Source organism: Thermohahella caldifontis (assembly GCF_041153465.1).
In the GTDB taxonomy this organism is placed as follows: Bacteria; Pseudomonadota; Gammaproteobacteria; order Pseudomonadales; family Oleiphilaceae; genus Thermohahella; species Thermohahella caldifontis.
Map to the genome: position 1 here is coordinate 1,712,316 of NZ_CP154858.1, position 22,905 is coordinate 1,735,220.

At 61.1% G+C, this 22,905-nt stretch carries 18 protein-coding genes and 1 pseudogene; 9 read left to right on the forward strand and 10 right to left on the reverse strand.

The window, feature by feature from the left end; all coding sequences use genetic code 11:
* Window positions 1-1,176, reverse strand: a complete 1,176-nt coding sequence (locus AAIA72_RS08370; RefSeq protein WP_369602943.1) for a peptide ABC transporter substrate-binding protein — start codon at window positions 1,174-1,176, stop codon at window positions 1-3.
* Between the two features lie 251 nt (window positions 1,177-1,427).
* Between AAIA72_RS08370 and AAIA72_RS08375 the strand changes: the two genes are divergently transcribed.
* On the forward strand, window positions 1,428-2,588 hold the full coding sequence (locus AAIA72_RS08375; RefSeq protein ID WP_369601481.1) for a hypothetical protein: 1,161 nt from the start codon (window positions 1,428-1,430) through the stop codon (window positions 2,586-2,588).
* Here AAIA72_RS08375 and AAIA72_RS08380 read toward each other — a convergent pair.
* The 4 genes from AAIA72_RS08380 to mpl form a co-directional block, all read right to left on the reverse strand.
* Window positions 2,479-3,015, reverse strand: coding sequence for an ABC transporter substrate-binding protein (locus AAIA72_RS08380; protein WP_369602944.1), 537 nt, complete (start codon window positions 3,013-3,015; stop codon window positions 2,479-2,481). The genes AAIA72_RS08375 and AAIA72_RS08380 overlap by 110 nt on opposite strands.
* Before the next feature lie 162 nt (window positions 3,016-3,177).
* On the reverse strand, window positions 3,178-3,942 hold the full coding sequence (locus tag AAIA72_RS08385; RefSeq protein WP_369602945.1) for an ATP-binding protein: 765 nt from the start codon (window positions 3,940-3,942) through the stop codon (window positions 3,178-3,180).
* Entirely contained in the window at window positions 3,939-4,562 is a 624-nt protein-coding gene (locus AAIA72_RS08390) for a flavin prenyltransferase UbiX (RefSeq protein WP_369602946.1), read from the reverse strand. Before AAIA72_RS08390 ends, AAIA72_RS08385 begins: the two co-directional genes overlap by 4 nt.
* Complete coding sequence (gene mpl / locus AAIA72_RS08395) at window positions 4,559-5,938, reverse strand: UDP-N-acetylmuramate:L-alanyl-gamma-D-glutamyl-meso-diaminopimelate ligase (protein WP_369602947.1); 1,380 nt, start codon at window positions 5,936-5,938, stop codon at window positions 4,559-4,561. The genes AAIA72_RS08390 and mpl overlap by 4 nt, the downstream gene beginning before the upstream one ends.
* Window positions 5,939-6,096: 158 nt before the next feature.
* Between mpl and AAIA72_RS08400 the strand changes: the two genes are divergently transcribed.
* Window positions 6,097-7,350, forward strand: coding sequence for a 6-phosphofructokinase (locus tag AAIA72_RS08400; protein WP_369602948.1), 1,254 nt, complete (start codon window positions 6,097-6,099; stop codon window positions 7,348-7,350).
* Window positions 7,351-7,353: 3 nt separating this feature from the next.
* Here the strand turns inward: AAIA72_RS08400 and AAIA72_RS08405 are convergent, their stop codons facing one another.
* A complete protein-coding gene (locus AAIA72_RS08405; protein WP_369602949.1) occupies window positions 7,354-9,756 on the reverse strand; it encodes a diguanylate cyclase in 2,403 nt (800 codons plus the stop codon).
* Window positions 9,757-9,803: 47 nt separating this feature from the next.
* A complete protein-coding gene (locus AAIA72_RS08410) occupies window positions 9,804-10,433 on the reverse strand; it encodes a TetR/AcrR family transcriptional regulator (RefSeq protein ID WP_369602950.1) in 630 nt (209 codons plus the stop codon).
* A 225-nt stretch (window positions 10,434-10,658) separates the two neighbouring features.
* Between AAIA72_RS08410 and AAIA72_RS08415 the strand changes: the two genes are divergently transcribed.
* The 4 genes from AAIA72_RS08415 (at window position 10,659) to AAIA72_RS08430 (ending at window position 14,849) form a co-directional block, all read left to right on the forward strand.
* Window positions 10,659-11,681, forward strand: coding sequence for an amino acid ABC transporter substrate-binding protein (locus tag AAIA72_RS08415; RefSeq protein ID WP_369599881.1), 1,023 nt, complete (start codon window positions 10,659-10,661; stop codon window positions 11,679-11,681).
* A 145-nt stretch (window positions 11,682-11,826) separates the two neighbouring features.
* A complete protein-coding gene (locus AAIA72_RS08420) occupies window positions 11,827-12,954 on the forward strand; it encodes an amino acid ABC transporter permease (RefSeq protein WP_369602985.1) in 1,128 nt (375 codons plus the stop codon).
* A 3-nt stretch (window positions 12,955-12,957) separates the two neighbouring features.
* A complete protein-coding gene (locus AAIA72_RS08425) occupies window positions 12,958-14,052 on the forward strand; it encodes an amino acid ABC transporter permease (protein ID WP_369599882.1) in 1,095 nt (364 codons plus the stop codon).
* A 68-nt stretch (window positions 14,053-14,120) separates the two neighbouring features.
* Window positions 14,121-14,849: an amino acid ABC transporter ATP-binding protein gene (locus tag AAIA72_RS08430; RefSeq protein ID WP_369602986.1), complete on the forward strand. Its 729-nt coding sequence runs from the start codon at window positions 14,121-14,123 to the stop codon at window positions 14,847-14,849.
* Here the strand turns inward: AAIA72_RS08430 and AAIA72_RS08435 are convergent.
* Window positions 14,827-15,612 (reverse strand): substrate-binding periplasmic protein, encoded by a 786-nt coding sequence (locus AAIA72_RS08435; RefSeq protein WP_369599883.1) that lies wholly within the window; start codon window positions 15,610-15,612, stop codon window positions 14,827-14,829. The two genes, AAIA72_RS08430 and AAIA72_RS08435, sit on opposite strands and share 23 nt — an antisense overlap.
* A 110-nt stretch (window positions 15,613-15,722) precedes the next feature.
* Here AAIA72_RS08435 and AAIA72_RS08440 point away from each other — a divergent pair, with 110 nt between their 5' ends.
* On the forward strand, window positions 15,723-16,526 hold the full coding sequence (locus tag AAIA72_RS08440) for a PhzF family phenazine biosynthesis protein (protein ID WP_369599884.1): 804 nt from the start codon (window positions 15,723-15,725) through the stop codon (window positions 16,524-16,526).
* 3 nt (window positions 16,527-16,529) lie between these two features.
* On the opposite strand, the gene AAIA72_RS08445 is transcribed toward AAIA72_RS08440, so the two are convergent.
* Both AAIA72_RS08445 and AAIA72_RS08450 read right to left on the reverse strand, forming a co-directional pair.
* On the reverse strand, window positions 16,530-18,254 hold the full coding sequence (locus AAIA72_RS08445) for a protein phosphatase 2C domain-containing protein (RefSeq protein WP_369599885.1): 1,725 nt from the start codon (window positions 18,252-18,254) through the stop codon (window positions 16,530-16,532).
* Window positions 18,255-18,257: 3 nt separating this feature from the next.
* Window positions 18,258-19,723: pseudogene (locus AAIA72_RS08450) on the reverse strand (NarK family nitrate/nitrite MFS transporter).
* Between the two features lie 361 nt (window positions 19,724-20,084).
* Here AAIA72_RS08450 and nirB point away from each other — a divergent pair.
* Window positions 20,085-22,541 (forward strand): nitrite reductase large subunit NirB, encoded by a 2,457-nt coding sequence (nirB, locus tag AAIA72_RS08455; protein ID WP_369599886.1) that lies wholly within the window; start codon window positions 20,085-20,087, stop codon window positions 22,539-22,541.
* 1 nt (window position 22,542) lies between these two features.
* Window positions 22,543-22,875 (forward strand): nitrite reductase small subunit NirD, encoded by a 333-nt coding sequence (gene nirD, locus AAIA72_RS08460; RefSeq protein WP_369599887.1) that lies wholly within the window; start codon window positions 22,543-22,545, stop codon window positions 22,873-22,875.
* Window positions 22,876-22,905 lie beyond the last annotated feature (30 nt).

Here is a 22,905-nt window from a genome sequence, read left to right on the forward strand (position 1 = left end):
TTACTTCAGGGACATCCAGCGTGCACGATGGATGTCATTGACGGCATCCTGCCAGCCCTGAACCCGCTTGCTGACCAGGTTCTTGGACACGTAGTAGTAGATCGGAATGATGGGCTGGTCCGCCATGGCCAGGGCCTCGGCCTTGCGCATGAGGTCAGCACGCTTCTTCAGATCTGCGGTCTTTTCCGCTTCCATCATCAGGCGGTCAAACTCCGGGTTGGAGTAACGCCCGTAGTTATTGGCCCCGGTACGGGTTTCCAGCAGGTAGAGGAAATTCTGGGCATCATTGTAGTCGGCGATCCAGCCGGCACGGGCCACATCAAAGTTGCCCTGCTTGAGATCCGCGTAGTGCACCTTCACTTCGCTGTTGAACAGTTCCACCTGCACGCCCAGTTGCTTCCACATCTGAGCCACGGCAATGGCAATGCGCTTGTGGTTTTCAGAGGTGTTGTAGCGCAGCTGGAATTTCAGCGGGTTGTCCGGACCGAAACCGGCCTCGGCCAGCAGTGCCTTTGCCTGCCTGATGCGCTCGCCAAAGGACAGGCCCTTCCAGTCCACGTAGGCGGGCTCGCCATAGTTGGCGGTGCCAGGCGGAACGAAACTGTATGCCGGAATTTCACCGGTCTTGAGCACCTTCTCCGTCAGGATTTCACGGTTGACCGCCATGGACAGCGCCTTGCGCACCCGTACATCATTGAACGGTGCCTTGGCCGTGTTGATCGGGTAGTAATAGGTGCCCAGGTAGGGGGCAATACGGGTTTCTTCCGGCAGGTTCTTTCTCAGCCAGTCGATCTGATCACTCGGGAAGTCACGGGTGATGTCCACCTCACCGGCACGGAAGCGCTTGAGTACTGCGGCACGGTCTTCCTGCGGGTAGTAGATGATCTCGTCAATGGCGACGTTGGCGGCATCGTAGAACTTCGGATTCTTGGCCAGCTTCACATGCGTGTTCGGCAACCACTCCACCAGCGTGTAGGGGCCATTGGAAACCATGTGTTCCGGTTTCGTCCAGTCCTTGCCGTATTTTTCCACCACATGCGCCGGCAGAGGATAGGCCGTGTAGTGGGTCAGCAGGCTGAGGAAATAGGGGGCCGGACCCACCAGCTCGATCTTCAGGGTCTTGTCATCCAGCGCCTTGACGCCCAGCTGATCCACCGGAAGCTTGCCGGTATTCACCGCCTCGGCACTGACGTCTCCCCATTTTTTCAGAAGGTGCCATTCAACCTTTTGACTTTAAGGGGAAAAACGTGATGTGGTAACGGAATCGGGGTTTCCCTCCAGGTACAATGTGATTGCCTATAAGTCACTGAACCCAAAGGAAAACCCCGATGCCTTACCATGCCACAGATCGGACAAAATGGAAAGCCCGCCTCTGCAGCCTGATTGACCAGGCACCTGAACAGATCACACGGCCTGTGAGAAAACTCATGGCAGAGGTCACTTTCGGCATCCTCACTTCCGGTTCCCTCACGCAGGCAGAGATTGCCCGCACACTCAATGAGCCATGCAGACTGCACCATACCCAGAAGCGCATCTCCCGCATGCTGGCCGGACACAGTGAAGTGGCCTGGGCCGCAGAGCAGGTGCAGCTTGCGCACGTCAGCCGGCACGTCACGCAGGACATGATCCTGGCCATTGATCCGGGCGATCTGAACCGTGACGGCGCACCGAAAAGTGAATGGCGGGGCCGCGTCAGGGACGGCGATACCGGAGAAATTGTCGGCGGATATCCGCTGATGACCGTGGTGGCACGGGATGTCCGGCGCGGGAAGACGCTGCCGTTGCTGACCCGCCTGAATACCCCGCGGCGCACGGCATTCAGAAGCGAGAACCATGACATTCTCTCGGTGATGGATGAAGTGAGCCGGCATATCCGGAAGGATCTGCTCTGGGTGATAGACCGGGGAGGCGACCGGGGCATCCTGTGGGATGCCTGGATCCGGTGTGAGCGCCAGGTGCTGGTCAGAGCGGCCAATCAGCGCTACTGGTGCTGGCGGGACCGCCATAAAACAGCGCAGCAGATTGCCCGTGAACTGCCGCTGAAGCATCAGGGGCAGCTCAGACGGGGAGGCCCCCGCGTCAGGTTTGGTATCACCCGGGTGATGCTGCGAGAGCATCCGGACAGCCCCTTGTGGATGATTGTCGTCCGCCATGACCGCCCGGAGCCTCTGGTGCTGGTTACCACGCGTCCGGTGCGCGGAAGGCGACAGGGAGAGCGCATGATACATGCCTACATGGACCGCTGGGCCTGCGAGGAAGGCTACCGCTTTACCAAGCAGGGCTTTGCGCTGGAGTCTGTACCGGCACGGCGCTTCACCACACTTCAGAATCTGGTTGCGCTGGCGAGTCTGGCCTGGGGACTGCTTGCCGTCTGGCAGGACCGGGATAGCTGTCTGATCAGAAGTTCACGCCGGCAAAAGCCGGACAAGGCGCTTAAGTTCCCGTTCTACAGCCTGCTCAAGGGATGGCAGAACCTGTTCAGAGGTGCACGGGTGCTGTTCTGGCCACTTTGGCGCAAACGAAAAACACGAAGTCTGATTGATGACTTGTTTGCCCGAAATGGTTCTCTCGCCACGGGGCCGGGGTAAAAAATGGGGAGACGCCAGCCTCGGCATTCTTGATAATGTACAGCAAGGACGCATACTCGGCTGCGGTTTCCGGGTTCAGCACCCGACGGAAAGCATACTGGAAGTCCTTCGCGGTCACGGGCGTACCGTCGGACCACTGATGATCGCGGAGCTTGAAGATATAGGTCTTGCCGTCTTCGGAAATGGTCCAGCTCTCTGCCGCGCCGGGAATGGCGTCGCCCTTCGCGTCTTCGGTCAGCAGTGCCAGAAACATTTCGCCTGCGATATTGTTTTCCCAGGTTCCGCTCATGAAGTGCGGATCCAGTGAAGCCGGCTCACCCATATTGGCGACGCGCAGCACCTGCTTGGCTGCCGCGAGCCCCGGGATCACCAGCACAACGGCTGTCAGCAGCGCCGTCAGCCAACGGGTCATGTGTCGTGAGTGCATGTTGCCCCCTGTCGTTGTTATGGAAAAAACGGGTACCGGTGCAGTGTGTGGATACGGGGGGCAGGCGTCAATCGAAGTTACGTATGGTGCCATGCGCATTTTGCATCATGGCACGGAATGGATTGCATAGCTCACAGGAATGCGAGGAGGCCGGGCATCCCCTTACGCCTCAAAGGTCCGGTAGAACTGCCACGCCGTGCGGCCACTGCGGACACCACGCTCCAGGGCAAACCGCAGCGCAGCCTTGTGCAGGGCTTCCCGGTCACCTTGCCAGTCCCGGAAATAATGGTCGATAATGGCCAGGTACTCATCCTGCGTGAAGGGGTAGAAGGACAACCAGAGCCCGAAGCGGTCGGACAGGCTGATCTTCTCCTCAATGGCCTCGCCGGGATGCAACTCCCCTTCCACCATGCGCGCCTCCCGGTTTTCCGACATGTATTCGGGCAACAGGTGGCGGCGGTTGGAGGTGGCATAGACCAGCACATTTTCCGGGGGTGACTCGATGGAGCCTTCCAGCACGGATTTCAGCCCCTTGTAGGTTTTCTCGCCGGCATCAAAGGACAGCTCGTCACAATAGATGATGAAGCGGTGGACATCGTCGCGGATGGTATCGACGATTTCCGGCAGGAACAGCAGGTCGTCCTTGTCCACCTGAATGACACGCAGGCCGAGCCGGAAGTAGTCATTCAGCAAGGCCTTGATGAGCGAGGACTTTCCGGTACCACGCGCCCCCCAGAGCAGCGCATTGTTGGCGGGCTGGCCGGAGAGGAAACGCTCCGTGTTGCGCACCAGCGCGGCCTTCTGGTGTTCGATGCCCAGCAGGTCATCCAGGCGCACCGGGTCGATGGTGCGCACCGGGCGCAGCTTTTGCGAGGCCGACCGCCAGATGGCCGCCGGTGTCGCGGACCAGTCAATGGCGCCGGTCATGCCCTGCCCTCCCGACCCCAGGCCGGCATGAGCTGATGCGGCACCCCAATCTGATTCAGTATCCGGGCGACAATGAAATCAATCATGTCTTCCACACGTTGCGGTTTGTGATAGAAGCCCGGGGCAGCCGGCAGAATGACGACGCCTTCCCGGGACAGTTTCAGCATGTTCTCCAGATGCAGGCTGGACAGGGGCGTTTCCCGCACCACCAGAATGAGGCGCTTGCGCTCCTTGAGCACCACATCTGCAGCGCGCTCGATCAGGTTGTCGGACGCACCGCAGGCAATTGCGGACAGTGTGCCGGTGCTGCAGGGGCAGACCACCATGGTGGTGGGCGCGCCCGAACCGGACGCCACGGGAGACAGCCAGTCTTCCCGCCCCCAGACCCGCACGGTCCCCGGACGGCCCGGGAACGCCTCCCGGATGGCCTCGCCCAGTGCGGCCGCCTGTCCCGGCAACTTGATATCCGCTTCCTCGCTGGCCACCACATGGGCCGCCCGGGAGAGGAGCAGATGCACTTGAATGCCGGCCGAAAGCAGGACGTCCAGCAGCCGCCAGCCGTACTGGAAACCGGAAGCGCCGGTAATGGCCAGCGTGACTTCGGAAGGCGCCGCGGTCATGCCTCGCGCCCCCAAACGTCGCGCACCCATCCCGGCAGACCGGCAAATCCGCCGTTGCTCATGAGTACAACCTGCGCCGGCCCTTTCAGCTCGCGGATCCGTGCCTGGATGGCCTCCACCGTGGTCAGTATCCGGTGTCTTGGGCCTGCAGCGTTCAGGAGGCCGGCCAGCCAGTCGTGGCCGCCCAGGTTGGCCCAGATCACTTCATCGGCCACCTCTGTCGCATCAAGCAGCGCCTGTCCGTGCACCCCCATCTTCATGGTGTTGGAGCGGGGTTCAATGATTGCCACCAGTTGCTGATCCGGGCAGGCGGCACGCAGTCCGGCCAATGTGGTGGCAATCGCGGTCGGGTGGTGGGCAAAATCATCATACACAACGACGCCGTGACGCTCGGCCAGCCGGTCAAGCCGTCTCGCCACCCCTTCAAAGGCGCTCAGGGCCTGGCAGGCATGGGTCTCGCGTACACCGATATGCCGCGCAGCCAAGATGGCGGCCAGGGCATTGTGCAGGTTATGCTGGCCGGTCAGCTTCCAGTTCACCTCACCCAGACAGGTGCTTCCGCGCCAGACCGTAAATGCACGCCCATCGGGGGACTCGGGCCGGATCCAGGGCAGCTCATCATCCCCGTCCGCACCTGGGCTGGCCGCCACCCGGAAAGGCTGGCGCTCGCTCCAGCAGCCCCGGGCCAGCACCCGGTCGATCACCGGATCATCCGCGGGGTGGATGATCTGTCCGGTGGAGGGCAGCGTCCGCACCAGATGGTGAAACTGACGCTCGATGTCACCCAGGGTGTCGAAGATGTCCGCGTGATCAAACTCGATGTTGTTGATGATCAGCGTGCGGGGCCGGTAGTGAATGAACTTGGAGCGCTTGTCGAAAAAGGCGGTATCGTATTCATCGGCCTCGATCACGAAAAAGGGCGAATCGCCCAAGGCCGCCGACGCCTCGAAGTTGCGCGGCACCCCGCCGATCAGATAGCCCGGTGCCAGACCATTGTAGGTGAGTATCCAGCTCAGCATGGAGGCGGTGGTCGTCTTGCCGTGGGTGCCGGAGGCGGCGAGCACCCAACGGTCACGCAGCACATGCTCAGACAGCCACTGGGGGCCTGACGTATAGGGCAACCCCCGGTCCAGCACATGTTCCACCAGCGGATTGCCGCGGCCGAGTGCATTGCCGATCACCACCAGATCCGGAACCGGCTCCAGATGGGAGGGACGCCAGCCTTCACTGATCCGGATACCGGCATTTTCCAGCTGGGTACTCATGGGCGGGTAGACGTTGGCGTCCGACCCGCTGACACGATATCCCAGCTCACGGGCCAGCAGCGCAAGGCTGCCCATGAAGGTGCCGCAAATCCCGAGAAAGTGCAGATGCATGAATCGTTTCCCTGACTGAATGGTCATCCCATTATGGCCTACCCTCCCCCCGGGTGACCAGACATCAGCGCAAAATCCGCGTGCCGGGGGGCATGAAATCTGAAGGCAATTCCAGTATGATTCGCGGCCAGAGTGCAAGTGAGAGGGCAGCCCACATCATGTCAGTCAAGAACGCGTTCTACGCGCAATCCGGTGGCGTGACCGCCGTGATCAATGCTTCCGCCTGCGGTGTACTGGAAACCGCACGCAAGTATCCTGAAGCCATCGGCAAGGTATTCGCCGGCCGCAACGGCATCATCGGCGCGTTGCGCGAAGAGCTGATCGACACCAGCCTCGAACCGGACGAGGCCATTGCCGCGCTGAAGCACACCCCCGGCGGCGCATTCGGTTCCTGCCGCTACAAGCTCAAGAGCCTGGAAGCCAACCGGGCCGAGTATGAACGTCTGATCGAAGTCTTTGACGCTCACAACATCGGCTACTTTTTCTATAACGGCGGCAACGATTCCTCGGATACCGCCCACAAGGTGTCCCAGATAGCCGAAAAGATGGGCTATGACATCCGCTGCATCGGCATCCCCAAGACCGTGGACAACGACCTGCCCATCACCGACACCTGCCCCGGCTTCGGCTCGGTGGCCAAGTATGTGGCAGTCTCGGTGATGGAAGCGACACTGGACATCCAGTCCATGTGCGAGTCCTCCACCAAGGTGTTCATCATGGAGGTCATGGGGCGCCATGCGGGCTGGATCGCCGCCGCCGGCGGGCTGGCAGACCCGGCACCGCAGGTGATCGTGTTCCCGGAAGTGCCCTTCAACGAAACCGCCTTCCTGGCCCGGGTGGATGCTGCGGTCAAACGTGACGGTTACTGTACGGTCGTGGTATCCGAAGGCGCCCAGTATGCCAACGGCACCTTCCTGTCCGAGGCGGATTCGACCGATGCCTTCGGCCACAAGCAACTTGGCGGTGTCGCGCCCAAGCTGGCCCGGCTGGTCAAGGATGAACTGGGTTACAAGTATCACTGGGCGGTCGCGGATTATCTGCAGCGCTCGGCACGGCACATTGCTTCGGCAACGGATCTCGAGCAGGCCTATGCCGTCGGCCAGGCGGCCGTGGAGCTGGCCGTGGCCGGTCATAACGCCATCATGCCGGTGATCGTGCGCGAGAGCAGTTCCCCCTACCGCTGGTCCATCGGCCATGCGCCCCTTTCCGAGGTGGCCAACGTGGAGAAGAAAATGCCCGGAAACTTCATCAGCGATGATGGTTTCGGGATTACCGATGCAGCCCGTGAATACCTGTCCCCCCTGATCCAGGGCGAGGCGTATCCGGACTTTGCCGGCGGCATTCCCCGCTACGTCAGGCTGCGCAACCAGCTGGTGGAAAAGAGACTGCCACCCTATACGAAGCTGGGCTGAGCGTCATGATCCGTTGTCCTGCCCCGCCGGGGGCAGGACCGCTTCGCGCTGTTCACTGCTGAGCGGCAGGCTCGCGTGATCGCCGGAGGCCGGTTGCCGGTCCTCCGGATCCTCGACTGCCTCCGCAACCTCGACCCGGTTCCGCCCGCCGCGTTTGGCCCGATACAACGCAATATCGGCGGCCCGGATGATCTGGCCCCCACGACACCCCATGGCCGGATACCAGGCCACACCAACGGACAGGGTCAGATTCAGGCGCGTGCCGGCCTCGTCGATGACAAATGCGGTATTCTCCACCCGCTGCCTCAGCGCCTCGGCCCGCTCAACGGCCTGGTCCGGCTGAATATCCGGCAGCACCAGCACAAATTCCTCGCCACCATAGCGGCAGACCAGATCAGACTCCCGCACGGAGGTCTGCATCAGCGTTGCAAGCTTGATGAGCACCTGGTCTCCCGCCGGATGGCCCCAGGTATCATTGATATGCTTGAAGAAGTCCACATCAACCAGCAGGATGGCCAGCGGTACCCCCGCCCTTTCACAGCGCCGGATCTCCGCCTCCAGCCGGTCGTCCAGAAAGCGCCGGTTGTACAACCCGGTCAGGCCATCCCGGATACTCTGATCCCTGAGCCGCTGGCGCAGATGCAGGTTGTGCAGGGCCATGCCCAGCGGCCTGACAATGCGCTCCAGGCGCCCCCTGAGCCGCTTGCGTGCGAGGCTGTCCGGCACGGCATTCTCATCGAAGACCAGCTCAACCACGGCACGGATCACCCCGTCGTAGCTGACCGGCAAGCACAGGGAGACCCCCGCTTCGTCCTGCTTCGGGCACCCGCACACCTGCTGACCGGCCGTACCGCACTGTTCATGAATGCCGCCCAGACGCGCTGCCGGACACTCCTTCAGGCGCAGCACCTGGCGCCCGGGCTCGACGTGCCCCCAGCGGGCAGCCATCCGCAAATAGTCTTCTTGCCCCGCATGCCGGATCCAGATCACCCCGGAGGATCCGGGACTCCAGTCCGCGATCGACCGTGCCAGCGCTTCACACGCCTGCATCTCATCCTCTGCCTGCTGCACGGTGGTCAGGATCCGGCTGATCAGCGCCTCGTCACGGGTGCGCTGGCGCAACTCTTCCACGCGGGCCCGAAGCTCGCGCGTCTGCATTTCCACTTCCGTTTCAAGGGCCGTGAGCGCGTTGTGCAGGCGATCCACCATGCGATTGAAGGCGGCGGCAAAACGCCCCACCTCGTCGTGGCGCGAAACCTCGAGGCGCTCACTCAGCCGGCCGTTGGCAATCAGGGTGGCAACCTCGGCCATGTGCTCCAGCGGCCGGCTGAATCGGCGCGCCAGAATCCCGGCAACCAGCACAAGAATCACCATGACGGCTGTAGCCATCACCACAATGCGTTGAATCAGCGCATCCGCATGGGCAAACAGATCGGCCCGGTAGACCGACGTGGCAATGTACCAGTCCGCTTCCGGCAGATAGCGCACCCAGGCGATTTTCCAGTAGCTGTAATTGTCCGGATCACCGGGCCGGTTCCACTGATATTCGAGCACGCCGCCATCCCGCGCCGCGGCCATGATCTCTGCCGCCAGCGGCTTGCCGGTCGCAGGGTCTTTCAGGGTGCTGACATCCATGCCTTCGAGAGCGGGGTCCGGATGGACCACCATGCGCCCTTGCCCGTCAAAAACGTAGATATAACCGGCCCCGCCAATGGGTGTGGCCTTCAGCAAGGCCCGGATATCTTCCAGTTGCCGCTGGCGGCGTGTCGCAACGGCCTTTTCAAGATCGGAGAGATAGACACCGCTGCCCATCACCCAGCCCCAGGCCGGGACATCCAGCACATAGCTCAGCTTGGGTTCCTCGGGCAATCCCGGTCGCCGGGGCCAGCGATACTGAGTGAAACCTTCGCCCTCCTGTCTGGCCAGATCCACCAGGCGGGGCAGAATCCGCTCGGCATGCGCCAGCAGGTCCACCATACTGCCGCTGCCGGCCGAAGGCTGCAGGTAAGGATGATAGACAGGCCGGTAAGCGTAATCGGTCACCCAGATATAGTCATCCGGGCCGCCAAGGGAAGCCAGCAATCGCACCACTTCCCGGGACAGCACCTCACGCGGACGGCCGGAACCTGCCAATGAAGAAACCAGACGGGCGGCGCTGCGGACCCGCTCGCGCAGGAGCTGCTTGCGGGCCTCAAGCATCTGTTCGCGCCAGCTTTCCAGCTCGCGCTGGTAGCCACGGACCACCTCAACGGTATTGTTCAGCAGCACCTGGTTGGCACGACGCTCCTGCTCCAGAAGCTGCTCGCGCACCCACGGCAGGGTGTAGGCATAAAAGGCCAGCGCGATCGCGGCCGTCAGTGCCAGGAACACTGAATAGATTTTGAAAAAGACGCCCCCGGCACGCATGACCGATCCCTGCTTGCTCCCTGCCCGGAATCAGTATAGCGTATTTTTCAGGCAGAGAACCCCTTGAGAGCCAGCCTGAGTGCAGCGCGCAGACGCGCCTCCAGTGCCTGCTCGCTGTCGTGGCGCCCGAGCTGCCGGTCAATGGCCAGGCTGGCCAGTCCGTGTACCAGTGCCCAGGCCGTCTGGGCGGCGATCATGGGGTCGCCAGCGTCAAAGGCTCCCGCCTCGATGGCCGGCCGCACGATGCGCACGATCACGCCGAAGGCCTCGTGCCCGGCCTGCTGCAAATCCTCGAATTGCGCCATCTCGGCCAGCACAGGCCCGAACATCAGCTTGTAGAGTGCCGGTTGCGCACGGGCAAAGCGGATATAGGCCAGCCCGCCCTCAACCATCCGGTCTTCGTGACTCTCTGCCTGCTCCACCGCATTTTCGGTGGTCGTCTTCAGGCGCCGGAATCCTTCCGCAGCCAGGGCAGCCAGCAGGGCGGACTTGTCACGGAAATGCCGGTAGGGTGCCGTCTGCGAGACACCGATATCACGTGCCAGCGCTCTGAGACTGATCTTGTCGGGCCCGAGTGTTTCCAGGTGAGCCAGCCCGGTTTCCAGCAGTGCCTGACGCAGATTGCCGTGGTGGTAGGGCGCAGTTCGGGCAGCCGGTTCTGCGGGTGGAACAGACATCAGTTTTCTCCGGACAGATTTCAGAAAGCGCCTATGGTACCCCATGACCACGCCGGAGGACACATCGCTCCGCAAGTCCGCCCTGGCCCGGGACCGTCCGGATCACACAGCAAAACCGGTAGGTAATTTCCGAAATTGCCTCAATTTCAGCGCCACAATTGCCACAAGTTGGGGTACGCTGTCTCCGGTGAGATACACCATAACAACAAACAATGAGGAACACACATGAAAAAAATCAAAGCTCTCGTTACGGCGGTTGCCGCTGTCGGTTTCATGGCTTCCACGGCTGCACATGCCGGTGCAACCCTGGACGCGGTGAAGAAGAAGGGCTTCGTGCAGTGCGGTGTCAGCACCGGTCTGCCGGGCTTCTCCAACCCGGATGAGAAAGGCAACTGGGTGGGCATCGACGTGGACGTGTGCAAGGCCGTTGCCGCAGCCGTTCTGGGCGACGCCAGCAAGGTCAAGTATGTTCCCCTGAACGCCAAGGAGCGCTTTACTGCCCTCCAGTCCGGTGAAGTGGATGTGCTGTCCCGGAACACCACCTGGACCCTCACCCGTGATGCTTCCCTGGGCCTGAACTTTGCCGGCGTGACCTACTATGACGGTCAGGGCTTCCTGGTCAGCAAGGACCTGGGGGTTTCCAGCGCGAAGGAGCTGGATGGTGCGTCCGTCTGTATCCAGGCCGGTACCACCACGGAACTCAACCTGGCTGACTACTTCCGTGAAAACGGCATGAAGTACAACGCCGTGGTTTTCGATACGTCGGACCAGACTGTCAAGGGCTTCGAGTCCGGCCGCTGTGACGTGCTGACTTCCGACCAGTCTCAGCTCTACGCACTGCGTCTGAAGCTGGCCAACCCGTCCAAGGCCGTGATCCTGCCGGAAGTCATTTCCAAGGAGCCGCTGGGCCCGGTGGTCCGTCAGGGTGATGACGAGTGGTTCAACATCGTCAAGTGGTCCCTGTTTGCAACGATCAATGCTGAAGAAATGGGTGTCACCTCCAAGAACGTGGACGAAATGAAAAAGTCCAGCAACCCGAACATTCAGCGCCTGCTGGGCACCGCCGGTGAGATGGGCAAGATGCTGGGTCTGTCCTCCGACTGGGCCTACAACATCGTCAAGCAAGTGGGTAACTATGGCGAAATGTTCGACCGCAATGTGGGCAAGAACTCCGCACTCAAGATCGAGCGCGGCCTGAATGCCCTGTGGAACAAGGGTGGCATTCAGTACGCACCGCCCATTCGCTAAGCCATACCGTCAGGCGGGCCCCGGGCCCGCCTTTTCCTTTACGTAACGCCTGTTTCAAGCCTGTATAGGAGAGTTGCGCGTGCAATCCGATCCTCAACAGCAGGTCAAACCCGTCAAAACCGGCAAATGGTGGAATGACCCGAAAATCCGGGGCATATTCTATCAGGCGCTCGCCGCCCTGGCCGTGGCCGGGTTTATCTGGTATCTCGCAAACAATGCGCTGACCAACATGGAGAAGCGCGGCATCACGACCGGCTTTGATTTCCTTAGTCAGCCGGCAGGTTTTGGCATCCTGCAAACACTGATTGACTACACGGAAGCCGATACCTACGGCAAAACCTTTGTTGTGGGGCTGCTCAATACGGTACTGGTTTCCGTCATTGGGATCATTCTGGCGACCATTCTCGGCTTCATCATGGGCATTGCCCGCCTGTCTCATAACTGGCTGATCCAGAAAATCGCCACCGCATACGTGGAAATATTCCGTAACGTACCACTACTGTTGCAGATTTTCTTCTGGTACTTTGCGGTGCTCCAAGCCCTGCCCGGTGCACGCAACAGCATTTCCATCGGAGAAGCCGCCTTTCTCAGCGTAAGGGGTCTTTATATTCCGCGACCCATCACGGAAGACGGCTTCGGCTGGGTGACGGCCGCCTTTGTGCTGGCCATCATCCTGGTCATTACCTACGTGCGCTGGGATCACAAGCATCAGGCGGAAACCGGGCAGATCCTGCCGGTCTTCTGGCCCTCCGTGGCGGTGCTGATTGGTCTGCCGCTCATCACCTACTGGATCATGGGCAGTCCGCTGCACTGGGAATATCCCGAGCTGAAGCGCTTCAACTTTGCCGGCGGAATCCGGGTGATTCCGGAGTTCATGGCGCTGTTGATGGCACTGGTCATCTATACGGGGACCTATATCGCGGAAACCGTACGTTCCGGTATTGAAGCCGTGTCCCATGGCCAGACCGAGGCGGCACTGGCACTGGGCTTCACCAACAGTCAGCGTCTGCGGCTGATTGTGGTGCCCCAGGCACTGCGGGTGATCATCCCGCCCCTGACCAACCAGTACCTGAACCTGACCAAGAACTCGTCGCTGGCCACGGCCATCGGCTATCCGGATCTGGTTTCCGTCTTCGCGGGCACCACTCTCAATCAGACGGGTCAGGCCGTGGAAATCATCCTGATGACCATGTCCGTGTATCTGACGCTGAGTCTGACAACTTCGGCCTTCATGAACTGGTACAACAAGCGCATTGCGCTGGTGGAGCGTTAAACCATGTCGACCTTTACTCCGAAACCGGATTTGCCACCACCCCGCAACATGGTGGGCGTGGTCGGCTGGATGCGTGCCAATCTGTTCAACTCCATCCCCAACGTGATCATGACCTTCGTGGGGCTGTATGTGATCTGGCTGGCCGTGTACTGGATCGTGGACTGGGGCATTCTGAACGCCGACTTTGTCGGCGACAAGGCGTCCGACTGTTCCCGCGAAGGGGCCTGCTGGGTGTTCGTGCGTGCCTGGATGGATCGTTTCATCTACGGGTTCTATCCCGATGCCGAGATGTGGCGGGTCAATATCGTCTTTGCACTGGCGGCGGTATTGGTTGCCGCACTCATTATCGAGGCTGTGCCCCACAAAGGGAAAATCGCCCTCTTTGCACTGACAGGCTTCCCCGTGATTGCCTTCTTCCTGCTGCACGGCGGTTATTTCGGCCTTGAGGTCGTGGAGACGGAAAAGTGGGGCGGCCTGATGCTGACCCTGGTGCTGGCCGTGGTGGGCATTGTGGCCTCCTTCCCCATCGGCATCATGTTCGCGCTGGGACGACGCTCGGACATGCCCATCATCCGCAGCATTTCCATCGTCTACATCGAGTTCTGGCGGGGCGTTCCGCTGATCACGGTGCTTTTCATGGCTTCGGTGATGCTGCCGCTGTTCATGACCGAAGGCACGGATCTGAACAAACTCATCCGCGCCATGATCGGTATCACCCTGTTCCAGGGCGCCTACATGGCCGAGGTGGTGCGCGGCGGACTGCAGGCCATTCCCAAGGGACAGTATGAGGCGGCGGATGCGCTGGGCCTGAGCTACTGGCAGAAGACCGGTCTGGTGATCCTGCCCCAGGCACTGAAACTGATGATTCCGGGGATCGTGAACACGTTCATTGCCCTGTTCAAGGATACCAGCCTGGTGCTGATCATCGGCCTGTTCGACCTGCTGTCCATGGTTCAGTCCGCCCTGACCAACCCGGACTGGCCCGGCTTTGCCACCGAGGGCTATCTGTTTGCCGGCTTCGTGTTCTGGATCTTCTGTTTCGGCATGTCCCGTTACAGCCAGCGCCTGGAAGCCAAACTGAATACCAGCCACCGCTGAACGCATTCCGGAGAACACACATGAGCGAACACAACGCAACACCCACCACCGACGCCTCGCGCAAGGTGATGATCGAGATGCGCAACGTCAACAAGTGGTACGGTCAGTTCCACGTCCTGAAGGACATCAACCTGACCGTCTACAAGGGCGAGCGCATCGTCATCTGCGGGCCTTCCGGGTCCGGCAAGTCCACCACCATCCGCTGCATCAACCGGCTTGAAGAACATCAGGCCGGCCAGATCATCGTGGATGGCACGGAGCTGACCAGCGATGTCAAGAACATCGAGCAGATCCGCCGTGAAGTGGGCATGGTGTTCCAGCACTTCAATCTCTTCCCGCACCTGACGGTACTGCAGAACTGTACCCTGGCCCCGATCTGGGTGCGCAAGATGCCTCAGAAGGAGGCGGAGGAGATTGCCATGAAGTACCTGGAGCGGGTCAAGATTCCTCAGCAGGCACACAAGTATCCGGGCCAGCTTTCAGGGGGCCAGCAGCAGCGCGTGGCCATCGCCCGCAGTCTGTGCATGAACCCGCAGGTGATGCTCTTTGACGAGCCCACCTCGGCCCTCGACCCGGAAATGATCAAGGAAGTGTTGGATGTCATGATCGAGCTGGCCGAGGAAGGCATGACAATGATCTGTGTCACCCACGAGATGGGCTTTGCCAAGACCGTGGCTGACCGGGTGATCTTCATGGATCAGGGACAGATCGTTGAAGAGAATGAACCGCACGAGTTCTTCAACAATCCGCAGAACGAACGTACCAAGCTGTTCCTCAGTCAGATCCTGGATCACTGAGTTCCGGCTGTCCTTCCAGTGGCGCCTGCAACTTCTGCAGTGCGCCACTGTTCCGCAGAGACGCGAAAGCGCTTCTCACTCTGTCTATCCACCCGGGGCGGCTGCCTCTGGAAAACGCCATATAGAGGCCACTGTCCAGCGCCTCAAGATCCAACACCTTGCGCAGCTTCGAGCACTCCACACGGCCACTCAGGCAGGCCAGGTTGCCCATTGCGATCAGGTCAATCCTTCCGGCAAAGAGCATGCGGTAGTTCAGCTCCTGATCCGAAACCGGAAAAAGCCCCGATTGCTTGCCCTCGGGAAACCCCTGTCCAAGCAGATACTGATGACGGACATCCTGATTGACAACGCCTGTCAGGTAACGTTTCGCATCCTCCAGTGAGCCGACGACAATATCCTGTCGCGACCTCAGCGCATAGAGGCCGTAGCGTATCGGCACAATGGGCCCGACCCAGGTAAACAGCGGTTCACGCTCCCGAGTGCGCGCAATGGAAAAAATAAGAACATCCGGCTGCGTGGTTGCAGTCTTGTAGGCCCGCGCCCACGGCATGGCCTGTATACGCCATGCAAGCCCGGCCTCCCTGAGCACCGCTTCAACAATATCCACCGCCGGGCCGAAGACCTTGCCACCTTCCGCATACTGAAGCGGCGGAGAGTGTTCCGTCACCACCTGCAAGACTCCGGCTCTTTCCTCTTCAGCAGCATGCACCATGCCGAGTATTCCCAGCCAGCCCGCCAGCATCCAGTAAATCAGACTGCGCACCTTTCTGCCCCTCCTGACAGGTGTGTGATCATTCAGCATAGCAGACCTGCAGAGTTGTGGAGAATCCGCCACAACGGGCGTATGCTGAAAAGAAAAAGGGAGGTTCGGCCATGTCACTCACCACTCGCCCCATCTTTCAGGTGGATGCCTTCGGGCGCGGGCCCTTTACCGGCAATCCGGCGGCCGTCATTCCGCTGGATGACTGGTTGCCAGACAACCTGCTGCTCGCCATTGCCGGCGAGAACAATCTCTCCGAGACCGCCTTCTACGTTCCGCGACAGACCGGCTATGACCTGCGCTGGTTCACGCCCACACAGGAAGTGGACCTGTGCGGCCATGCCACCCTGGCAACTGCATGGGTGATCTACAACCTGTATGATGCGAAGGATCGCGAGCTGGTGTTTCATACCCGCAGCGGGCAGCTCAATGTGCGCCGTGAAGGGACCGACCGGCTGTCACTGCTCTTTCCTGCCCGCCGCGCCCAGCCGGTTGAGCTGACGCCGGACATCCAGCGCATGGTGGATCAGCCCGTCAGTGCCGCGCTGCGCAGCCGGGATCTGATGCTGGTACTGGACTCGGAAGCCGCCGTCCTCCATGCGCGGCCCAACCTTGACTGGATACGCCGGGACAACTCGCTGGGCGTGATCATTACTGCCCCCGGCGAGTACTGCGACTTCGTTTCACGCTTTTTCGCACCCAATGCGGGAATTGACGAGGATCCGGTAACCGGTTCCGCCCACTGTACACTGACGCCATTCTGGTCGGAGCGCTTGGGCAAGGTGGAACTGCACGCGCGTCAGCTCTCGCGGCGCGGGGGCTGGCTGGAGTGTCATGCACTGGGTGATCATGTGCGGATTGTGGGCGAGGCGCAGTTGTACATGGACGGGCACATCCATGTGCCTTTCGAGTGCTAGCGCTCAGGACAACCAGGCCGCCAGGGTCCCCAGCCAGAGCAGGAGCAGCACGGCACTGATGACCTGCCAGGTCCGCTCCGGATAACGTGCCGCCAGAGGGCGCGGCGCATCGGGAACCAGTGTCCGGTTGGGTGTTTTCAGATCCGTCAGCCAGTCGGACAAGGCACCGTAGCGCTGCCCCGGATCAAGCCGCAGCGCCTTGGCCAGCGCGGCATCAAACCAGGGCGGAACCAGCGGATTGTGCGACCAGGCGGGCACATAACGCAGGCGGCCCAGGCTGACCGGTGACACCGCATCCTCCCAGGCTTCTCCGTAGGGATGGGCGCCGGTCAGCATCTCATAGGCCATCACGGCCAGGGCGAACAGCTCGGATCGCAGGGTGGGGGCCGCCCCCTGACGGTACTCCGGCGCACTGTAGCGACTGGAGCCCAGCGGCATGCCCTCATGGGGACGCCGTTCCTCTTCGCGCATGCCGCCGATCCAGACACTGCCGAAATCAATGAGCTTCACCTGCCCGTCAGGCCGGATCATCACGTTGGCCGGCTTGAGATCGCCGTGCAGCATGTCTCGTCGGTGGAAGGCCCGCACGGCCCTGACGAGCTGCTCCACAATGGCCACCACCGCCGGGATATCCGGTGCGGGGTGAGCGGTCATCCACTGCTCGAGCGTCACGCCCTCGACCCACTCCGACAGGTAGTACAGCCACGGACTCTCCGGCCGGGGCAGCACCTGTACCACATGGGGACTGTCCACGCGCCGGCCGGCCCAGTCTTCAAGCAGGAACCGGCTGATATAGGCGGCGTCATCGGCATAGCGTGGTGACGGTGTTTTCATCACGCACACATTTCCCGACGCATCCCTGACCCGGTAGACCTGGCCCCGCTCGCTGGCGTGAAGCTCGGCCTCCACCGTCAGACCATCCAGCACGTCACCCGGCGCCAGAAGCGGCGGAAACCGGACCTGGCCTGCGCCGGGAATTTCCGTCAGCGCCGCCTCACCGGCATCCAGCACACGGATGAACTGCACGGTCAGGTTGTCATCCGAGCCGGCATTCAGGGCAAGCTCCAGCGTCTTGTCCGCCAGCGCCTCCAGTGCCTCTCCGGAACCGGCCCGGGCGGCATCCTCCAGAATCCGTTGCCAGGTCTGCAAAGGCAAAAAGCCGTGCACGCCATCCGTGGTCAGCGCCAGGACGTCGCCGGCCCTGAGGCTGTGGTGCCGGTAATCCAGTTCCAGCGAACTGTCCATGCCCAGGGCACGGGTCAGGTATCCCGAGTCCTTTCCGAGCGCCAGATGATGATCCTGCGTCAGGCATCTGAGGGTGCCGTCGCGCCAGCGCCAGACACGGCTGTCACCCGCGTGGAAGACGTGCAGGCTGCCGGGTTTGAGAATCACCCCGCTGAAGGTGCAGACATAACCCCGGGCTTCACCCAGTGTCCGGAGAGACTGGCCGTGGAGCCAGCGGTTGAGTGCGGTGACCACCCGCGCCAAGGAGGTTTTCACCCGCCAGGTATCCGGAGTCGCATAGTAATCCTGCACAAAGGTCCGGACGGCCACCTCGGCCGCTTCACCTCCGCACTCGCTGGCACTCACGCCGTCCGCCACCACGGCGACCACACCCTTGCGGCGAATCACCGGAGATTCCGGAATGCAGAGGGCAAGGCTGTCCTCATTTCCGGTCTTGTGACCGGCCAGCGAACGCTGGCCGGCGATAACCCTCAGATCCGACATGGTTTATGCCACTTCAATCAGTTCGACGCGGCCATCCTCGTGCACTTCGGCAATATGGCCTTCCGGCTCGCGGACAAACTGCACCAGAACAAGGCACACCGCAGCCGCACCCGCAATCACCAGGAAGAAGGTGGAGGCATCCACGAAGGACAGCACCGTCAGGAAGGTCACGCCCCCCACGTTACCATAGGCACCTACCATCCCTGCAATCTGACCGGTCAGGCGGCGCTTCACGAGGGGCACCATGGCAAACACGGCCCCTTCCCCGGCCTGAACAAAGAAACTGCAGGCCATGGTGGCCAGGACGGCAACCGGGATCCACCAGCTGCCATCCACCTGACTGAGGACAAGATAGCCCACCATCAGCCCGCCGATCAGTACGGTCAGCGTTTTCTTGCGACCCAGCTTGTCACTGATCCAGCCACCGCCCGGCCGCGCGACCAGATTCATGAAGGCGAAGCCCGAAGCCAGCAAGCCGGCCTTGACCGCATCCAGGCCGAAGGTTTCCATGAAGAACAGGGGCAGCATGGACACCACGGCCAGTTCGGAACCGAAGGTCACGAAATAGGCCCAGTCAAGCACCGCCACCTGGGAAAAGGAGTAGCGATCCATCTCGGGCACCGGCTGACGCAAGCGTTCACGGTTGACGTCCACGATATGATAAACCTGAAAGGCAAACAGCCCGACCAGCCCGGCAACCAGCACCATGAAAGCACTTTCACTGATGAGGGCAACGCCGGACGGAGACAGTTTCCAGCCCAGTACGCCCAGTGCCAGATACATGGGCACGTTCATGGCTATATACAGGTACAGGTCACGCTTCGAGGAGACTTCCAGGCCGGTGCTCTTTCTGGGCCTGAAATAGGCGGAACCCTTGGGGGTGTTGCGCACCTTGAGATAGAAAATCACGCTGTAGGCCAGTGTCAGACCGCTGATGCACAGCAATGCATAACGCCAGCCATTATCGCCGCCGTAGATCAGTGCAAGGGAAGGCAGGGTCATGGCAGCGGCTGCGGAGCCGAAATTGCCCCAGCCGCCATAGATGCCTTCAGCCAGCCCCACCTGACGGGCGGGAACCATTCGCCCACCAGACGAATACCGATCACGAAGCCTGCCCCCACAAATCCCAGCAGGAAGCGTGTGAGCGCCAGCTGTTCCCAGCTCGTGGACAGGGCAAAGAGGGCGCTGACCACCGCACCTGTCGCCAGCAGCAGGCTGTACACCCTGCGCGGGCCAAAACGATCCACCAGCATGCCGATGAGAATGCGCGCGGGAATGGTCAGGGCCACATTGAGAATTAGCAGGGCCTTGATCTGTTCACTGCTGAGATTGAAGGCTTCCTTCAGGTGCCCGAGCAGCGGGGCGTGGGAAAACCAGAGCATGAATGTGAGGAAAAACGCGAACCAGCTGAAATGCAGCGTACGGATACGCGCGTCCTTGAGATTGAGCAGGTTGAACCCGGTTGACATGGTACTCTCCTTTGGGTGGTGAAGTTGAGACTCCCTCACTGCTCAATCACAAAACGCGCCACCTCCAGGTATTACCCTGTCATTTCAACAAGTTGCGTCATAATCCACCTTGTTTCCGGACTGATTTGGGGCGCCACACCCCCACTCTACCCACTTTGGGGTAATCCATTTTGATGCGTTTTCGGGCCTGCGTGCCCCAAAACGGGTCCGTTTCAATCCGTTCACCCGTCCGGCGCAGCGCGTTTTGCACGCAGATCGCTCATACCTGCATTCTATCCTATTGTTTTTAAAGTACCATTTTGAATATTGGCACTTTTTGCGCTTTATCCGGGGCAGACCCACCTGATTGAGAGAGTCTGGTATGAAGATGAAACTAGTCGTGATCGGAAATGGTATGGCCGGGATGCGTACCGTTGAAGAGCTCCTGAAAATCGCCCCGGATCTGTATGACATCACCGTGTTCGGCAATGAACCCTGGGGAAACTACAACCGGATCATGCTCTCGCCCGTACTCTGCGGTGAAAAGTCCATTGACGACATCATGATCAACCGTCCGGAGTGGTACGCGGAACACAACATCACGCTCCACGCCGGAGAAACCAAGCAGGTTGTCGAAATTGACCGGCGCAACAAGGTGGTCATCGCTGCCGACGGCACCCGTGCCGCCTACGACCGCCTGCTGATCACGACAGGTTCCAAACCGTTCATCATTCCCGTTCCGGGCAAGGATCTGGACGGTGTGGTGACCTTCCGCGACATCGCCGATGTGGAAGTCATGCTCGAGGCCGCCCGGACCCGAAAGCACGCGGTGGTGATCGGCGGCGGACTGCTCGGTCTGGAAGCTGCGAACGGACTGATGAAGCAAGGCATGCACGTGACCGTGGTGCACAACATGGAATGGCTGATGAACCGCCAGCTGGACAAGACGGCAGCAGACTTCCTGCAGGCCGCACTGGAAGAACGGGGCATCCGGTTCCGCATCCATACCCTGACGGAAGAGATCCTCGGCGACGAAAACGGACATGTCAGGGGGCTGCGCTTCAGTACCGGCGAGGAGATCCCGGCGGACATCGTGGTCATGGCGGCCGGCATCATCCCCAACACGGAACTGGCCCGGTCAGCCGGTTTGCATTGTGAACGGGGCATCGTGGTGAACGATACCCTGCAGACCTTTGATCCGGCCATCTACGCCGTGGGGGAATGCATTCAGCACCGCGGCGAGGTCTTTGGTCTGGTCGCCCCCATCTGGGATCAGGCACGTGTCTGCGCCAACCATCTTGCCGGCTACTGCACCAGCATTTACCAGCAGAAAGCCACCTCCACCAAGCTCAAGGTGACGGGCATCGACCTCTTTTCTGCCGGTGATTTCATGGGAGATGACACCACCGAGGACATCATCTTCCAGGATCCCAGGGCAGGTGTGTACAAGAAGGCCGTCATCCGGGACAACCGGCTCGCGGGCATCGTGCTCTACGGTGATACGGTGGACGGCCCCTGGTATTTCCAGCTCATCCGCGAGAAAACCTCCATTGCCGACTTCCGGGATACGCTGCTCTTCGGCCAGCACATGCTGGGCGATGCCGGGCATGACGGCCAGAGCGCTGTCGTCAACATGGCCGACGATGCGGAGGTCTGCGGCTGCAACGGCGTCTGCAAGGGAGACATCGTCAAGGCCATTACGGAAAACAAGCTGTTCACCCTCGAAGATGTGCGTGCCGCCACCAAGGCTTCCGCCTCCTGCGGCTCCTGCACCGGCCTGGTGGAACAGATCCTGGCCGCCACGGTGGGCGGCGACTACAGCCGGACCCCGGCGGAAAAACCCCTCTGCGGATGCACGGATTATCCCCATGAAGCCGTGCGCCAGGCCATTCTGGACAACCACCTGAAGAGCTTTGACGCCGTGGCAGCATTTCTGGAATTCCGCAACCCGGATGGCTGTCATGTCTGCCGCCCGGCCATCAACTACTACCTTGTGTGTGCCTGGCCGGGAGAACCGGTGGATGACCCGGCCTCACGCTTCATCAACGAGCGCGCCCACGCCAATATTCAGAAGGACAACACCTACAGTGTGGTCCCGCGGATCTGGGGCGGCGTGACCACACCCGCCGAATTGCGTGCCATTGCCGATGCGGCGGAAAAATATCAGGTCCCCTGCGTGAAGATCACCGGCGGCCAGCGTATTGACCTGCTGGGTGTCAAGAAGGAAGACCTGCCCCGGATCTGGGCCGATCTCAATGCCGCGGGCATGGTCTCCGGTCATGCCTACGGCAAGGCCCTGCGTACGGTAAAAACCTGCGTGGGCAGCGAGTTCTGCCGCTTCGGCACCCAGGACTCCACTACCATGGGCATCGAACTGGAGAAAATGACCTGGGGTGCCTGGACGCCGGCCAAGGTCAAGATGGCAGTCTCCGGCTGCCCGCGCAACTGTGCCGAAGCCACCATCAAGGATTTTGGTGTGGTGGCCGTGGATTCCGGCTGGGAGCTCCATGTGGGTGGCAACGGCGGCATGAAGGTCCGCGTCTGTGACTTTCTCGTGAAGGTGGAAACGCCCGAGGAAGTGAAGGAATACGCAGGCGCCTTCATGCAGATGTACCGTGAGCAGGCCCGTTATGGCGAGCGCACCGCCCCCTGGATCGAGCGGGTGGGCCTCTCGTACATCAAGGCTGAGCTGGTGGACAAGCCGGAACAGCGCAAACAGTGGTATGCACGATTCCTCGAATCCCAGAAGCACGCCCAGAAGGATCCGTGGGCCGAGCCTGCGCAGGATGCCCGTGTGCGTGCTCGCTTCATTCCCCTTTCCGATGTCACGGAGGCCTGAGATGACTGAATGGAAGGCCGTTGGCCATATTGAAGAGATCCCTGTTCGCGGTGCCCGGGTGGTGGACACCCCCTGGGGCGAGATCGCCGTGTTCCGTACCCGGGACAACAAGGTCTTTGCACTGCGGGACAAATGCCCCCACAAGGGCGGTGCCCTGTCACAGGGCATCGTGCACGGCCATGCCGTGACCTGCCCCCTGCACAACTGGGTAATCAGCCTGGAAGACGGTGAGGCCCAGGGTTATGACACGGGCTGCACCCGGACCTACGTGGTCCGGGTAGACGAACAGGGCACGGTATTCCTGTCCCTGGATTCGGTGCGCCACTGCGCCTGAGTGTTCCCCCGCCGAGGGGGCGTGACAGAC

Coding starts and splice junctions, on each gene's coding strand:
- AAIA72_RS08375 (WP_369601481.1), top strand. CDS start 1,428: ATGGCAGAGGTCACTTTCGGCATCCTCACTTCCGGTTCCCTCACGCAG.
- AAIA72_RS08380 (WP_369602944.1), bottom strand. CDS start 3,015: ATGCACTCACGACACATGACCCGTTGGCTGACGGCGCTGCTGACAGCC.
- AAIA72_RS08385 (WP_369602945.1), bottom strand. CDS start 3,942: ATGACCGGCGCCATTGACTGGTCCGCGACACCGGCGGCCATCTGGCGG.
- AAIA72_RS08390 (WP_369602946.1), bottom strand. CDS start 4,562: ATGACCGCGGCGCCTTCCGAAGTCACGCTGGCCATTACCGGCGCTTCC.
- mpl (WP_369602947.1), bottom strand. CDS start 5,938: ATGCATCTGCACTTTCTCGGGATTTGCGGCACCTTCATGGGCAGCCTT.
- AAIA72_RS08400 (WP_369602948.1), top strand. CDS start 6,097: ATGTCAGTCAAGAACGCGTTCTACGCGCAATCCGGTGGCGTGACCGCC.
- AAIA72_RS08405 (WP_369602949.1), bottom strand. CDS start 9,756: ATGCGTGCCGGGGGCGTCTTTTTCAAAATCTATTCAGTGTTCCTGGCA.
- AAIA72_RS08410 (WP_369602950.1), bottom strand. CDS start 10,433: ATGTCTGTTCCACCCGCAGAACCGGCTGCCCGAACTGCGCCCTACCAC.
- AAIA72_RS08415 (WP_369599881.1), top strand. CDS start 10,659: ATGAAAAAAATCAAAGCTCTCGTTACGGCGGTTGCCGCTGTCGGTTTC.
- AAIA72_RS08425 (WP_369599882.1), top strand. CDS start 12,958: ATGTCGACCTTTACTCCGAAACCGGATTTGCCACCACCCCGCAACATG.
- AAIA72_RS08430 (WP_369602986.1), top strand. CDS start 14,121: ATGATCGAGATGCGCAACGTCAACAAGTGGTACGGTCAGTTCCACGTC.
- AAIA72_RS08440 (WP_369599884.1), top strand. CDS start 15,723: ATGTCACTCACCACTCGCCCCATCTTTCAGGTGGATGCCTTCGGGCGC.
- AAIA72_RS08445 (WP_369599885.1), bottom strand. CDS start 18,254: ATGTCGGATCTGAGGGTTATCGCCGGCCAGCGTTCGCTGGCCGGTCAC.
- nirB (WP_369599886.1), top strand. CDS start 20,085: ATGAAGATGAAACTAGTCGTGATCGGAAATGGTATGGCCGGGATGCGT.
- nirD (WP_369599887.1), top strand. CDS start 22,543: ATGACTGAATGGAAGGCCGTTGGCCATATTGAAGAGATCCCTGTTCGC.